The sequence below is a fragment of the Bacteroides sp. 3_1_13 genome, assembly GCF_001185845.1.
Lineage (GTDB): Bacteria > Bacteroidota > Bacteroidia > Bacteroidales > Bacteroidaceae > Bacteroides > Bacteroides xylanisolvens.
The window spans coordinates 1-14627 of sequence record NZ_KQ236958.1; the positions used below are offsets into that span (position 1 = coordinate 1).

The 14627-nt window shown below is 41.9% G+C and carries 10 protein-coding genes and 1 rRNA gene; 9 read left to right on the forward strand and 2 right to left on the reverse strand.

What is annotated here, in order from left to right; translation table 11 throughout:
• Nucleotides 1-45: 45 nt before the first annotated feature.
• Nucleotides 46-156: ribosomal RNA gene (gene rrf, locus HMPREF9009_RS23375) — 5S ribosomal RNA — on the forward strand.
• 160 nt (nucleotides 157-316) lie between these two features.
• Here rrf and HMPREF9009_RS23380 read toward each other — a convergent pair.
• Together HMPREF9009_RS23380 and HMPREF9009_RS23385 are read right to left on the reverse strand one after the other, a co-directional pair.
• On the reverse strand, nucleotides 317-2107 hold the full coding sequence (locus HMPREF9009_RS23380; protein ID WP_049703536.1) for a glycoside hydrolase family 15 protein: 1791 nt from the start codon (nucleotides 2105-2107) through the stop codon (nucleotides 317-319).
• 12 nt (nucleotides 2108-2119) lie between these two features.
• Nucleotides 2120-4393 (reverse strand): bifunctional alpha,alpha-trehalose-phosphate synthase (UDP-forming)/trehalose-phosphatase, encoded by a 2274-nt coding sequence (locus HMPREF9009_RS23385; RefSeq protein ID WP_182422565.1) that lies wholly within the window; start codon nucleotides 4391-4393, stop codon nucleotides 2120-2122.
• A gap of 447 nt (nucleotides 4394-4840) precedes the next feature.
• Here HMPREF9009_RS23385 and HMPREF9009_RS26460 point away from each other — a divergent pair, with 447 nt between their 5' ends.
• From HMPREF9009_RS26460 to guaA, 8 genes are all read left to right on the forward strand, one after another.
• On the forward strand, nucleotides 4841-4921 hold the full coding sequence (locus HMPREF9009_RS26460) for a potassium-transporting ATPase subunit F (RefSeq protein WP_073343870.1): 81 nt from the start codon (nucleotides 4841-4843) through the stop codon (nucleotides 4919-4921).
• A gap of 31 nt (nucleotides 4922-4952) precedes the next feature.
• On the forward strand, nucleotides 4953-6659 hold the full coding sequence (kdpA, locus tag HMPREF9009_RS23390; RefSeq protein ID WP_049703538.1) for a potassium-transporting ATPase subunit KdpA: 1707 nt from the start codon (nucleotides 4953-4955) through the stop codon (nucleotides 6657-6659).
• Between the two features lie 18 nt (nucleotides 6660-6677).
• Nucleotides 6678-8711, forward strand: coding sequence for a potassium-transporting ATPase subunit KdpB (gene kdpB / locus HMPREF9009_RS23395; RefSeq protein WP_049703539.1), 2034 nt, complete (start codon nucleotides 6678-6680; stop codon nucleotides 8709-8711).
• Nucleotides 8712-8727: 16 nt separating this feature from the next.
• Nucleotides 8728-9300 (forward strand): K(+)-transporting ATPase subunit C, encoded by a 573-nt coding sequence (locus HMPREF9009_RS23400; protein ID WP_004306397.1) that lies wholly within the window; start codon nucleotides 8728-8730, stop codon nucleotides 9298-9300.
• 118 nt (nucleotides 9301-9418) lie between these two features.
• Nucleotides 9419-10183 carry a TorF family putative porin gene (locus tag HMPREF9009_RS23405; protein ID WP_004306399.1) on the forward strand — a complete coding sequence of 255 codons (765 nt, stop codon included), beginning with the start codon at nucleotides 9419-9421 and terminating at the stop codon, nucleotides 10181-10183.
• Nucleotides 10184-10266: 83 nt separating this feature from the next.
• Nucleotides 10267-11397: a sensor protein KdpD gene (locus tag HMPREF9009_RS23410; protein WP_049703540.1), complete on the forward strand. Its 1131-nt coding sequence runs from the start codon at nucleotides 10267-10269 to the stop codon at nucleotides 11395-11397.
• 19 nt (nucleotides 11398-11416) lie between these two features.
• Nucleotides 11417-12856, forward strand: a complete 1440-nt coding sequence (locus HMPREF9009_RS23415) for a sensor histidine kinase (RefSeq protein WP_049703606.1) — start codon at nucleotides 11417-11419, stop codon at nucleotides 12854-12856.
• A 230-nt stretch (nucleotides 12857-13086) separates the two neighbouring features.
• The gene (gene guaA, locus HMPREF9009_RS23420) at nucleotides 13087-14394 is read left to right on the forward strand and encodes a glutamine-hydrolyzing GMP synthase (RefSeq protein WP_004314576.1); all 1308 of its coding nucleotides are present in this window, start codon (nucleotides 13087-13089) and stop codon (nucleotides 14392-14394) included.
• The last annotated feature ends 233 nt before the right edge of the window (nucleotides 14395-14627 follow it).

Sequence of the window (14627 nt, forward strand, 5' to 3'; positions counted from 1 at the left end):
TAGTAATAACTTGAGATTTTACTTTTCATCATGTCATAACCTTATTCAGGTGGTTATAGCACGAGGGTTCCACCTCTTCCCATTCCGAACAGAGAAGTTAAGCCTCGTCACGCCGATGGTACTGCGTAACAGTGGGAGAGTAGGTAGCCGCCGTTTTAAAGAAGCCTCGCTTGTCTATTGACGGGCGAGGCTTTCTGTTTTTTATTACTTTGGTATTTATACCGCCCTTTTTAGCAGATCAAATCTCATAGTAGTTTGTTCAATAGAGTTTGGTACTTTGCAAAAAGATCCAACAATGAATCAAGAGGGGCTGTTTTTAAGGACGAATAAAAGATAATCTCTTCTCTTCTTCCGCAAATAGGATAGCAGTATTCACTAATGCCAAATGTGAATATGCCTGTGGGAAATTTCCCAACTGTTCTTTGGTTTCGAAATCAATATCCTCACTGAACAATCCGAGGTGATTGGAATATTTCAGAACCTCGTCAAACAGACAACGCGCTTCTTCTTTATGTCCGGTGACAAACAGTGCTCGTATAAGCCAGAATGTACAAATCGTAAAAGCAGAAGTAGGCAACCCGAAATCATCTTTGCTGTTGTAGCGATACATAAGTCCTTTATGAAAAAGAGCTTTCCTGACAGCTTCCACTGTTTGATGATAGCGTATATCATCAGCTTCTATAAACCCATAAGGTTCCATCAATAGTAATGAAGAATCCATTGCTTGGTTGTCGTACGTTTGTGTGAAACTTTGAAGTTCTTTATTCCAGCCGTATTTCATTACGTCTTTCTTTATTTTTTCAGCTTCCAGTTGCCAACGTTCGCTATAATTGTATTTATTAAGCATTTGAGCAATTTTCGCTCCGCGATCTAGGGCTACCCAGCACATAACTTTAGAAGAAACAAAGTGTTGTCCCTCCCCTCTAATTTCCCAAATCCCTTTATCTGGTTTTTTCCAGTTTTCTACTACGGTTGCTAAAATGCTCTTTACCATCTCCCACATATCTTCAATTTCGTCCAATGTACCGGGCATGAGACGATAATATTGGTAAATCAGGTCCATCAGGTAACCAAAAGAGTCGTTTTGTTTCTGGTGGTACGCATCATTGCCTATTCGTACAGGTTTGGAGTGTTTGTAGCCGGATAAATGGTCGAGTATCACTTCAGTTAGTTGGTGCTCGCCCCGGATGCCATACATAATTTGATAATCATGTTTGGAAACGAATGTAGATTGGATAAATTTCATAAAACGTTTAGCTGCACCAGTGTGTCCGATCTGGAACATGGTTTCGATGGACATAGAAGCATCCCGGAGCCAGCAAAAACGATAATCCCAGTTGCGGACTTCTCCTACAGCTTCCGGAAGACTTGTGGTTAGTGCTGCTAATACGGCTCCGTTGTGATAGGACATTAGTTTCAGAACCAACAAACTTCGTTCGATTACGTCATTATATAGAATGTATTTCTTACTTCTGTCTGTCCAGTTCAGCCAATATACTAGCGTACGGCAATATTCTATTTTTTCCCTTTCTATGTCAATTGGAATTACTTTCTCATTATAGGAAAGCAAGAGAAATTCGTCTTTCTCAAGAATGATTTCTTTTTTCTCTTTGATGTCTTGAAGAGACAGGGAAGCGTATAAATATTGTCTGTCCTTATTTTCAGAGGAACAGTAGGACTCTATATACTGCGGAGTTATATTTAGGATCACTTGTCCCTGTGCATAGTTTGGAGCCGGATGGTAGTTGATCTTGAAACGCGGTTTTCCTTTTATCCAATGTATGTAGCGATATAATTCGGCAGGCAAATAATGTCCTGTTTCGTCTTTGGAACGATAACAGGGCATATAGTCGAGCACTACAAATTTTCCTTCATCAGAGGAGAACTGGGTAGAAAGGATATTGGTGTGCGGAACATAACTTTGTGTGATGCGATAGTCTCCGGCAACTTCGAATCCAAAAGCTCCCCCTTTCTCCCGGTCGAGCAGACTGGCAAAAATAGAAGGAGAATCGAAATCGGGAAAACAGAGCCATTCGATATTTCCGTTCTGCGAAATGAGGGCTGCTGTACGGCAGTTACCTATCACTCCATAATTTAAATTATTCATATTGATTGCTTTTTATTGAGTTTTTAATAGATCTTTGAGAAAGTCGAAAGCGAAAGTCAGGCGATTCTTAATACTTCCTTCTTTTGTGGCAGTTTTTTGTTTGCCTAGTAAAGATTGTAAGAATGGAAGTACGTCGGATTGAGCAGACAGATGATAGTTGGCGGCTTCGGATACGCTACCTATTTTAATGCTAATAGCGTTTTTGGGTAATGCCTGAAACATATCTTCATCTGTTGTATCGTCTCCCATCGCTATTACGAAATCGTAATGTCTGTTGGCTAATAGACGTCCCACCTCCGAGCCTTTATTGCAATCCGGCGATTTGATTTCGATCACTTTATTCCCTTGCAGAATTTGTAGTTTCTGCCGGGTGCAGATTGAGATCAGTGCATTGACAAGTTGTTGGGCTCTTAATGTGCCGAGCCATGCGTCACTTTCACGATAATGCCATGCCAGGGTTGTTTCTTTTACTTCCAGATGTGAGTGGGGAGTTCGGTCTACAAACAGTTGTAGGATAGAAAGAATACCTGCTCCCCATTCTATCTTCTTTATATTTTTATGCCAAACTCCGTTTTCTTTGTAGAAAGCTCCATGTTCGGCAGCCATAGAAAAAGGAAGGGAACCGAGCCATTTTTCTAATGTAAAATGATCCCGCCCGCTATTGATTACAATATGATTGGCGGGATCGCTAGCCAATTGTTGTAGAATAGAAATAAGTTCTGGTGTAGGTTGGGCATCTTCGGGACGTGATTTGAGAGCTGCCAGCGTACCATCGTAATCCAGCAGAACAAGGCGTTGTTTTGCCTGGTTATACTTTAACTTGATTTGTGCGATGGTAGCAGCTACGATGCGTTTTTTTCGTAACAGATCGTTTTTCATGCACGTCATGTTCAGTTCATTGACAAAGTCGGCTGCCCATTTGTTGACTGTCTGTACAGACAGAATACTTTGCATACGTTGCAAGCGCTGCTTTTGCTCCTCTTCCGGCATTTCAAGTGCCTGGCAAATCGCATTCTCTATTTGTTCCGTATCGTTCGGATTGATTTGGATAGCGTCCGTCAGTTCTACAGCGGCACCTGCCATTTCGCTAAGGATAAGTACGCCCGGATTGTCGCACTTGGTAGCTACGTATTCTTTAGCCACCAGGTTCATGCCATCCCGAAGTGGAGTGACGAGGGCTATATCGGCTACATAATACATGGCGGTCAGTTCTTCCAGCGAGAAGCCGTGGTAGAAATAACAGACGGGAGTCCAGTTCATTGTGGAGTAGCGTCCGTTGATAGAGCCGATTTCTTCGTCGATCTTTGTTTTTAGTTCCGCATAGCTGCCTACATGGTCACGTGAAGGAACGATGACCATCGCTAATGTGACCTTGCCATGATATTCGGAATGATGTTCGAGGAAGGTGGCGAAGCCATGCAGACGATGCAGTATTCCTTTACTATAGTCCAGTCTGTCTACTGACAGGATGAGTTTATGCTCGCCGAAAAGTTTCCGGGTACGTTCAATAGCTTGGTGTACTTCTTTATTTTCCGAAGCCTTATGATAAGATTCATAGTTGATTCCCATCGGTAATGCCTCTACTCTGGTCACTCGGTTGTTGATCTGCACTTCATCCAGTTTAAAGTCGAGGTGTAATACACGTTCTACGGCACTGATGAAGTGACGCATATAGTCGTGGGTATGGAAAGCAATGAAGTCGGCTCCCAATAAGCCTTTCAGTATCTCGGCACGCTCTGGCAGAATACGAAAAAGTTCGTAGGAGGGGAACGGGATATGATGGAAATAACCGATATAGAGTTCCGGATATATTTTCCTCAACATTCCTGGAAGTAGCATCAGTTGATAATCCTGTATCCATACTTTGTCACCGGGACGTATCAGCTGGCAAATCTCCTCACAGAAAAGACGGTTGACTTGTTGATAGGCTTGCCAAAAGCAGTTCTTATATAAGGTATAAGCATAAAAGTAATGACACAAAGGCCAGATAGTACTGTTACTGTATCCTTCGTAGTAATTTTCAATTTGCTTTTCCGACAAGAAGACCGGATGAAAATTCATTTCCTGTAGTTTCTCGTTAATCTCCTGTTGGTCCTTTTCTTCATTGGTACATATTCCGGGCCAACCTATCCAGTGCTTCTCATAAGAAGTCTGAAGAGAATCCAAACCTGTTGCCAGCCCGCCTTCGCTACGCGAAAATGCGAATTTGCCGTTTGTGCCGGCTACTTTGACAGGTAATCTGTTTGCAATAATATAAAGTTTCATGTCTGTCTCTTTGCAAAGCATATACCAATAGACTTGTATTAGTTGCTAATCTCTTATTATCAGTGTTTTATAAGTATTATATTTCCTTCTCTTACCTTTTCAAAATGAAAATCCCCCTTTCAAAGTGATAATTTGCTTATTTTTTCTCTTCTGAAATTCCGGAAAAGTATAAAGCTTTTCAAAATAGAATTCTTTTTTCAAAATGGAAGGGTAGGTTGGATGGATAGAAAGTATCTAATGATGTGTATCTATTTGAATATTAATACATTATCTATTTTCTGTTTTTTATGGCACGCATTTGGCATAAAGAGTGGCAAGTGAAAATTAATAGTAATCATTTAAAAGGTAAAAACATGGGAATAACACTATCATTTATTTTCTGCCTGTTAAGCGGTTTCGCTTGTTTCTGGCTATTTTGGAAATGTGTAGACTGGTTTGAGAATATTTAAAGAAAAAGGAGAATTGATTATGTACACAGCATTATTCGTATTAGGTATTGCGATCTTCGGTTATTTGATGTACGTGCTCGTCAAACCCGAAAAGTTTTAAAGTAACACACACAGTTTAAGGTAAAAAGTATATGAATACAGAAATTTTAGGCGTGGTTGTTCAGATAGCCTTGATGGTGATTCTGGCTTATCCACTGGGAAAATACATTGCCAAGGTCTACAGAGGAGAAAAGACCTGGTCTGATTTTATGGCTCCTATTGAAAGAGTCATTTATAAAGTATGTGGAATTGACCCTAATGAAGAAATGAACTGGAAACAGTTCTTGAAAGCATTGTTAATATTGAATGCTTTTTGGTTTTTCTGGGGAATGGTGCTTTTAATTTCACAAGGATGGTTGCCTCTGAATCCGGATGGGAACGGACCTCAAACACCGGATCAGGCATTCAATACCTGTATCAGTTTTATGGTTAACTGTAACTTGCAGCACTATAGCGGTGAAAGCGGTCTGACCTATTTTACACAACTGTTCGTTATCATGCTCTTCCAATTTATCACTGCCGCAACGGGTATGGCTGCTATGGCAGGTATCATGAAGAGTATTGCTGCAAAAACAACCAAAACAATTGGTAACTTCTGGCAATTTCTGGTAATAAGCTGTACACGTATTTTATTGCCTCTTTCTCTTATTGTAGGTTTTATCCTGATTCTCCAGGGAACCCCGATGGGATTTGACGGTAAGATGAAGGTAACTACGATGGAAGGCCAGGAACAAATGGTTTCTCAAGGTCCTACGGCTGCGATTGTTCCTATCAAACAATTGGGTACAAATGGTGGTGGTTATTTTGGTGTAAACTCTTCTCATCCGTTGGAGAATCCGACATATCTTACTAATATGGTAGAATGTTGGTCTATCCTGATTATCCCGATGGCGATGGTACTTGCGCTGGGTTTCTATACTCGCAGAAAGAAGTTGGCTTACAGTATATTCGGAGTAATGCTTTTCGCTTTTCTGGTAGGCGTATGTATTAATGTCAGTCAGGAAATGGGCGGTAATCCACGCATTGATGAACTGGGAATTGCGCAGGATAATGGTGCGATGGAGGGTAAAGAGGTCCGTTTGGGAGCCGGAGCAACGGCATTATGGAGTATTGTAACTACTGTAACCTCTAATGGTTCTGTGAATGGCATGCATGATTCTACTATGCCGCTGTCCGGAATGATGGAGATGCTGAATATGCAGATTAACACTTGGTTTGGCGGTGTAGGTGTAGGATGGATGAATTACTATACATTTATTATCATTACAGTGTTTATCAGCGGTTTGATGGTAGGACGTACGCCGGAATTCCTCGGTAAGAAAGTGGAAGCCCGCGAAATGAAAATCGCTACGATTGTAGCTCTGCTTCATCCGTTTGTCATTTTGGTATTTACAGCACTTTCAAGTTATATTTATGTGTATCACCCTGATTTTGTGGAAAGTGAAGGTGGATGGTTGAACAACTTGGGATTCCACGGTTTAAGTGAGCAACTTTACGAGTACACTTCTTGTGCTGCCAATAACGGTTCCGGTTTTGAAGGTTTGGGAGATAATACTTATTTCTGGAATTATACGTGTGGTATTGTTCTGATTTTGAGCCGTTTTATTCCTATCATCGGGCAGGTTGCCATTGCCGGATTACTGGCACAGAAGAAATTCATTCCGGAAAGTGCCGGCACATTGAAGACCGATACTTTGACTTTCGGAGTCATGACATTTGTGGTTATCTTCATTATTGCTGCGCTGTCATTCTTCCCGGTACATGCATTGAGCACAATTGCTGAACATTTAAGTTTGTAATACTGAATTAGAGAAGATATGAAAGATAATAAATCAGCTTCTTTGTTTCCAAAGGAGCAAGTTATAGAAAGTTTGAAACAGTCATTCGTGAAACTGAACCCACGGATGATGATAAAGAACCCGATTATGTTTACAGTAGAAGTGGCTACAGTAGTCATGCTGCTTGTAACGCTCTACTCCATTGTAAACTCTTCACAAGGTTCGTTTGCTTACAACATTGCCGTGTTTATCATTCTGTTTGTAACCTTGTTGTTTGCCAATTTTGCCGAAGCTATTGCCGAAGCACGTGGTAAAGCACAGGCCGACAGCTTGCGTAAGACTCGTGAAGAGACACCGGCAAAGAAAGTGGAAGGCAATAAAATTGTTACCGTCAGTTCTTCACAGTTGAAGAAAGGAGATGTGTTTGTTTGTGAGGCCGGAGACGTAATTCCTTCCGATGGAGAGATTATTGAAGGGCTGGCTTCTATTGATGAAAGTGCTATCACTGGCGAGTCTGCTCCGGTGATCCGTGAGGCAGGTGGCGACAAGAGTTCCGTAACGGGTGGCACGAAGGTATTGTCCGATCATATAAAGGTACTGGTGACTACTCAACCGGGAGAAAGTTTCCTTGATAAGATGATTGCATTGGTGGAAGGTGCTTCCCGTCAGAAAACCCCGAACGAGATTGCGTTGACTATTCTGCTGGCAGGTTTTACGCTTGTTTTCGTCATAGTGTGTGTTACCTTGAAACCGTTTGCCGACTATAGTCATACGGTCATCACCATTGCTTCGCTTATTTCTTTGTTTGTGTGTCTGATTCCGACAACTATCGGTGGACTTCTCTCTGCCATCGGTATTGCCGGTATGGACCGCGCGCTCCGTGCCAACGTGATTACTAAATCCGGTAAAGCAGTAGAGACTGCCGGTGATATTGATACGTTGTTGCTGGATAAAACGGGTACTATCACCATCGGTAACCGTAAAGCAACTCATTTCCATACGGCTCCGGGTGTCAATTTGCACGATTTTGTAGAGACTTGTCTGTTGTCTTCCTTGTCCGATGAAACGCCGGAAGGTAAGTCTATCGTAGAACTGGGACGCGAGTCGGGCATCCGTATGCGTAACCTGAATACAACGGGAGCACGAATGATTAAGTTTACGGCTGAAACCAAATGTTCGGGAGTAGACCTGGCAGATGGAACGCAAATTCGTAAAGGTGCTTTCGACGCTATCCGTAAGATGGTGGAAGGTGAAGGAAATGAATTCCCGAAAGAAGTGGAAGAGGTCATTTCTTCTATCTCCAGCAATGGTGGTACGCCATTGGTAGTATGTGTAAACAAGAAAGTGACCGGTGTCATTGAGTTGCAGGATATTATCAAACCGGGTATTCAGGAACGTTTCGAACGTCTGCGTAAGATGGGAGTGAAGACGGTCATGGTGACAGGAGATAACCCATTAACTGCAAAATATATTGCCGAAAAAGCCGGTGTGGATGATTTTATCGCTGAAGCTAAACCGGAAGATAAGATGGAATATATCAAGAAGGAACAGCAGGCTGGTAAATTGGTTGCAATGATGGGAGACGGAACGAACGATGCTCCTGCTCTGGCACAAGCCAATGTAGGTGTAGCCATGAATAGTGGTACACAGGCGGCGAAGGAAGCCGGTAATATGGTCGATCTGGATAACGATCCGACGAAACTGATCGAGATTGTGGAAATCGGTAAACAATTGCTGATGACACGCGGTACGCTGACCACTTTCTCTATTGCCAATGATGTGGCCAAATATTTCGCAATTGTTCCTGCCTTGTTTATGATTGCTATTCCCGAATTGGCAGCTCTGAATATCATGCATCTGCATAGTCCTGAAAGCGCCATTCTTTCAGCGGTTATTTTTAATGCGATTATTATTCCGATTCTGATTCCGCTGGCTTTGCGTGGAGTGCAATACAAACCGATAGGTGCGAGTGCTTTACTTCGCCGTAATCTGTTGATCTATGGTGTGGGTGGTGTGATTGCTCCTTTCGTGGGAATCAAATTGATAGATTTAGTAGTAGGTTTATTCTTTTAATTAAAAAACAATAGCAATGAAAACTTTATTGAAGTCTTTAAAAATAACACTTGCTTTTTGTGTCTTTTTCTCCGTGTTCTATATCCTTATCCTGTGGGTGTTCGCACAGGTAGCAGGTCCTAATAAAGGAAATGCCGAGGTGGCTACGCTGGATGGGAAAGTAGTGGGAGCAGCCAATGTGGGTCAGATGTTTACAAAAGATATTTATTTCTGGGGACGTCCTTCTTCTGCCGGTGACGGGTATGATGCGACGAGTTCCGCAGGTAGTAATAAAGGGCCTACGAATCAAGAATATCTGGATGAAGTGAAAGCGCGTATTGATACTTTCCTTGTACATCATCCTTATTTGAATCGTGCGGATGTGCCTGCCGAAATGGTTACGGCCAGTGGTTCGGGACTGGATCCTAATATCACTCCTCAATGTGCGTATGTACAAGTGAAGAGAGTAGCACAAGCACGTGGATTAACAGAAAAACAAGTAAGAGCGATTGTTGATAAAAGCATAGAAAAACCGTTTTTGGGGTTGTTGGGAACAGAAAAGGTGAATGTCTTGAAATTGAATATCGCTTTAGAGGAAAGCAATAAGTAGATGAAGATTGAGCAGCGTTCCTGTCCGGACCGTTTGGGTTATGCCGCGGTTCAAATTAACAGGGTTGGATGGGGCGCTGCTTTTTTACAGGAACATAAAATAGAATTAGATAAAAAGTATGAAAAGTTTTTTTAGTAAAAAGAGTATTTTAGGAACAATGGCTGTAGCAGCCGTATGTATGTTGGGAACTAGCAATGCACAAGCACAAGAGTTTACTATACAAGGTGATTTGGTAAGTTCGTATGTATGGCGTGGTATTTATCAGGGGGGAGCCGCTTCCTTTCAGCCGACTTTGGGATTTAGCGTAGGTAATTTCTCGCTTACTGCATGGGGCTCAACCAGTTTGAGTGAGAGTAATAAAGAAATTGACCTAACCGCAGCTTATAAGTTTGGTGAAGCGGGACCGACACTTTCTGTAGCCACTCTTTGGTGGGACGGACAAGCTGATGTGGCTAATGGAGAACTTACCAATAATTATTTCCATTTTAAAAGTGGAGACACCGGACATCATTTTGAAGCAGGGTTAGCTTATACGCTTCCTATTGAAAAGTTCCCGTTATCTATCGCATGGTATACCATGTTTGCCGGTGCTGACAGAAAAACGACTGATGAGGGGGAGGAAAAGCAGGCATACTCTTCTTACGTAGAACTGAATTATCCGTTCAGTGTGAAAGGAGTTGATCTGAATGCTACTTGTGGAGTGGTTCCTTATAAGACTCCGCAGTATAATGTGAATGGGTTTGCAGTGACGAACCTAGCTTTGAAAGCAACGAAAGCAATAAATTTTAATGATAAGTTTTCATTGCCTATATTTGTACAGGCTATATGGAATCCACGTTTGGAGGACGCCCATCTAGTATTTGGCGTAACTTTAAGGCCATAAAATAAACTCATGAATTTTTGTGAACCCGTGGTGATCGTGATGATTGCTACGGGTTAGGATGTTTAAAATAACAGATCGACATAATGGATGATAGAGAACAAAGTGTACAGTATTTTTTGGATCTGATAAAGAGATCCCACCGGGGCAAGTTTAAGGTCTATATCGGTATGATAGCCGGTGTGGGAAAGTCATATCGTATGCTTCAGGAGGCACATGAACTGCTGGAGAACGGTGTGGACGTGCAAATCGGTTATATCGAAACTCATGGACGTGCCGGGACCGAGGCGTTACTGCAAGGGCTCCCTGTCATTCCGCGTCGCAAAATCTTCTATAAGGGGAAAGAGTTGGAAGAAATGGATGTGGATGCGATTATCCGTATCCATCCGGAAATAGTAATTGTGGACGAACTGGCGCATACCAATGTAGAAGGCAGCCTGAATGAGAAACGTTGGCAAGATGTGATAACTCTGCTGGATGAGGGAATCAATGTGATTTCGGCAATCAATATTCAGCACATCGAAAGCGTGAATGAAGAAGTGCAGGAGATTACGGGGATTGAAGTGAAAGAACGAGTGCCCGACAGTGTGCTTCAGGAAGCGGATGAGGTGGTGAATATTGACTTGACGGCAGAAGAACTGATTGCCCGTTTGAAAGCGGGAAAGATCTATCGTCCGGAAAAGATTCAGACAGCATTGGATAATTTCTTTAGAACCGAGAATATTCTTCAATTGCGTGAGTTGGCTCTAAAGGAAGTGGCGTTGCGGGTAGAAAAAAAGGTGGAGAATGAGGTGGTGATGGGAGTAGCCGTCGGACTTCGGCATGAGAAGTTTATGGCTTGTATCAGTAGTCACGAGAAAACACCCCGACGAATTATCAGAAAGGCGGCAAAGTTGGCAACCCGGTATAATACAACTTTTATAGCTTTGTATGTTCAGACTCCGAAAGAGAGTATGGATCGAATTGATTTGGCCCGTCAACGGTATTTGTTGAATCATTTTAAACTGGTGGCGGAACTTGGGGGAGAAGTTGTCCAGGTGCAGTCGAAAGACATTTTGGGGAGCATCGTCAAGGTTTGTAAAGAGAAACAGATATCGACAGTGTGTATGGGAACTCCTAATTTGAGGCTACCGTACGCTATTTGTTCTATACTGGGATATAGAAAGTTTTTAAATAATTTGTCGCAAGCTAATGTAGATTTGATTATACTTGCATAATATTAATCGTATGAACGTTATGAATATTAAAACGAAACTGATTCTTGGCATTGGGATGTTGGCAGGAATGATTATTTTGTTGGTAACACTTTCAGTAGTGAATCTTCAAACTCTGACTGCGACAGAGCCTGATAGTCCTGCTGCTATGCCTGCCTTGGAACGTGCATTGCTATGGATCTCCATAACAGGGGGAATCTGTATCTTGACCGGACTGATATTGCTTTATTGGTTGCCTCGTTCTATCAGTAAACCGGTTAAAGAGCTGAAAGAAGGAATTCTAGAAATAGCCAATCATAACTATGAGAAGCGTCTGCAAATGGATAATAATGAAGAGTTCCGGGATGTAGCGGATAGTTTTAACCGGATGGCAGAACGTTTGACCGAATATCGTGCCAGTACTTTGTCGGATATCCTTTCTGCCAAGAAGTTTATTGAAGCCATTGTTAATAGTATAGATGATCCGGTGATTGGTCTGAATATGGAACGTGAGATTTTGTTTATCAATGAGGAAGCACTGAATGTGCTGAATTTGAAACGGGAAAATGTGATTCGTCAATCGGCGGAAGAACTGGCTTTGAAGAATGATTTGCTGCGTCGGCTGATTCGTGAACTGGTGACACCGGGCGAACAGAAGGAACCGTTGAAAATATATGCAGACGATAAAGAGAGTTACTTTAAGGCATCTTATGTTCCCATCATTAATACGGAGGCTGAAAAAGATGAACCTCGCAAACTGGGTGATGTCATTTTACTAAAGAATATTACGGAATTCAAAGAACTGGATTCTGCCAAGACTACGTTTATCTCGACCATCTCTCATGAACTGAAAACTCCGATTGCTGCTATTATGATGAGTCTCCAACTGCTTGAAGATAAACGTGTCGGTGCGCTGAATGATGAGCAGGAACAGCTTTCAAAGAGTATCAAGGAGAATAGCGAACGTTTGTTAAGCATCACCGGAGAATTGCTTAACATGACGCAGGTGGAAGCTGGTAAATTACAGTTGATGCCGAAGATCACCAAACCGATTGAACTGATTGAGTATGCGATCAAAGCTAATCAGGTGCAAGCGGATAAGTTTAATATTCAGATAGAAGTGGAGTATCCGGAAGAGAAAATCGGTAAGCTTTTTGTCGACAGTGAGAAGATTGCCTGGGTGTTGACGAATCTGTTAAGTAATGCTATTCGCTATTCAAAAGAAAACGGGCGTGTGGTTATCGGTGCCAGGCAGGATGAAAACTGGATCGAATTGTATGTTCAGGACTTTGGCAAAGGCATTGATCCGCGTTATCACAAAAGTATCTTCGACCGCTATTTTCGTGTACCCGGAACGAAAGTGCAAGGCAGTGGTTTGGGATTATCTATTTCCAAGGATTTTGTGGAAGCTCATGGCGGTACGCTGACGGTAGAGAGCGAATTGGGTAAGGGGAGTCGGTTTGTGATGCGGATGAAAGCATAGTTTTTATGGAGTTTATGAAAGAATTGGGTTATTGCTATCCATCTGCTTCCTATGTTGTTTTAATTCTTTGTTGAATTGAATACTATAATTACAAAAAAAACGCGACTCTGTTCTGAAACTTTAGAGAATCAATGTATTATAGTCTCTCTAAAAATCTTTATATTTGCAGACCGTTTGAAAACAATAGTGAATAATAAACAATACAATAACTTAAAAACAACCAAAATCAGATGAAGCAGGATATGATTGTTATCCTTGACTTGGGTAGTCATGAGAATACGGTGTTGGCTCGCGCCATCCGTGCGTTAGGAGTTTATAGTGAGATTTATCCTCACGATATCACAGTGGAAGAACTGAAAGCATTGCCCAATGTAAAGGGTATTATTATTAATGGTGGACCGAATAATGTAATTGATGGCGTTGCTATTGATGTAAATCCGGCTATCTATACTTTGGGGATTCCCGTCATGGCTGCAGGTCACGATAAAGCAACTTGTGAAGTGAAGTTGGCAGAATTTGCGGATGATATTGAGGCTATAAAGGCGGCAGTGAAATCATTTGTTTTCGATGTTTGTAAAGCTGAAGCTAACTGGAACATGAAGAACTTTGTCAATGATCAGATAGAGTTGATTAAGCGTCAGGTGGGCGATAAGAAAGTATTGTTGGCTCTGTCGGGTGGAGTTGATAGTTCTGTGGTAGCAGCGTTACTTCTGAAGGCAATTGGTAACAATCTGGTTTGCGTACATGTTAATCATGGTTTGATGCGTAAGGGAGAGTCAGAAGATGTGGTTGAGGTATTCAGCAACCAGTTGAAAGCAAATCTTATTTATGTAGATGTAACCGATCGTTTCCTGAATAAACTGGCAGGTGTGGAAGATCCGGAACAGAAACGTAAAATTATTGGTGGTGAGTTTATTCGTGTGTTCGAAGAAGAAGCACGTAAGCTGAATGGTATTGACTTCTTGGGGCAAGGGACTATTTATCCGGATATTGTGGAAAGTGGAACGAAAACTGCTAAAATGGTGAAGTCTCACCATAACGTAGGTGGTCTGCCTGAAGACCTTAAGTTCGAACTTGTAGAGCCGTTGCGCCAATTATTTAAAGATGAAGTTCGTGCTTGTGGCTTGGAGTTGGGATTGCCTTATGAGATGGTTTACCGTCAACCTTTCCCTGGTCCAGGTTTGGGCGTACGTTGTTTAGGTGCTATAACGCGTGACCGTTTGGAGGCTGTACGTGAGTCCGATGCTATTTTGCGTGAAGAGTTTCAGATTGCCGGATTGGATAAAAAGGTATGGCAATACTTTACAGTAGTACCCGATTTTAAATCTGTTGGTGTACGTGATAATGCCCGTTCTTTTGATTGGCCGGTGATTATTCGCGCTGTCAACACGGTAGATGCTATGACGGCTACTATCGAACCGATAGAATGGCCTATCCTGATGAAGATAACAGACCGTATCTTGAAAGAAGTGAAGAATGTAAATCGCGTTTGTTATGATATGTCTCCGAAACCTAATGCGACTATAGAATGGGAATAGAGAGACTTTTTAAGTGATATTTCGATAGCCTCAATTTTTTGTAAGTTGAGGCTATTTTTTTTATATGTTGAACCTTGCCACATTGAATTTGACAGATGTTTAATCTGATTGATATATGATTTGCGTTGGTGTAAACCAGGCTCACCCGATAATCATTGGGGGTATGCATAAATCTTAGCCAGTCTAAAGAGGAAGAATTTCTCATCCACTACTCCTCTTAATGCGGTTCTGAA

Excerpts from the sequence above, each read along its gene's own strand:
- HMPREF9009_RS23380 (WP_049703536.1), bottom strand. The coding sequence starts at position 2,107 with ATGAATAATTTAAATTATGGAGTGATAGGTAACTGCCGTACAGCAGCC.
- HMPREF9009_RS23385 (WP_182422565.1), bottom strand. The coding sequence starts at position 4,393 with ATGCTTTGCAAAGAGACAGACATGAAACTTTATATTATTGCAAACAGA.
- HMPREF9009_RS26460 (WP_073343870.1), top strand. The coding sequence starts at position 4,841 with ATGTACACAGCATTATTCGTATTAGGTATTGCGATCTTCGGTTATTTG.
- kdpA (WP_049703538.1), top strand. The coding sequence starts at position 4,953 with ATGAATACAGAAATTTTAGGCGTGGTTGTTCAGATAGCCTTGATGGTG.
- kdpB (WP_049703539.1), top strand. The coding sequence starts at position 6,678 with ATGAAAGATAATAAATCAGCTTCTTTGTTTCCAAAGGAGCAAGTTATA.
- HMPREF9009_RS23400 (WP_004306397.1), top strand. The coding sequence starts at position 8,728 with ATGAAAACTTTATTGAAGTCTTTAAAAATAACACTTGCTTTTTGTGTC.
- HMPREF9009_RS23405 (WP_004306399.1), top strand. The coding sequence starts at position 9,419 with ATGAAAAGTTTTTTTAGTAAAAAGAGTATTTTAGGAACAATGGCTGTA.
- HMPREF9009_RS23410 (WP_049703540.1), top strand. The coding sequence starts at position 10,267 with ATGGATGATAGAGAACAAAGTGTACAGTATTTTTTGGATCTGATAAAG.
- HMPREF9009_RS23415 (WP_049703606.1), top strand. The coding sequence starts at position 11,417 with ATGAATATTAAAACGAAACTGATTCTTGGCATTGGGATGTTGGCAGGA.
- guaA (WP_004314576.1), top strand. The coding sequence starts at position 13,087 with ATGAAGCAGGATATGATTGTTATCCTTGACTTGGGTAGTCATGAGAAT.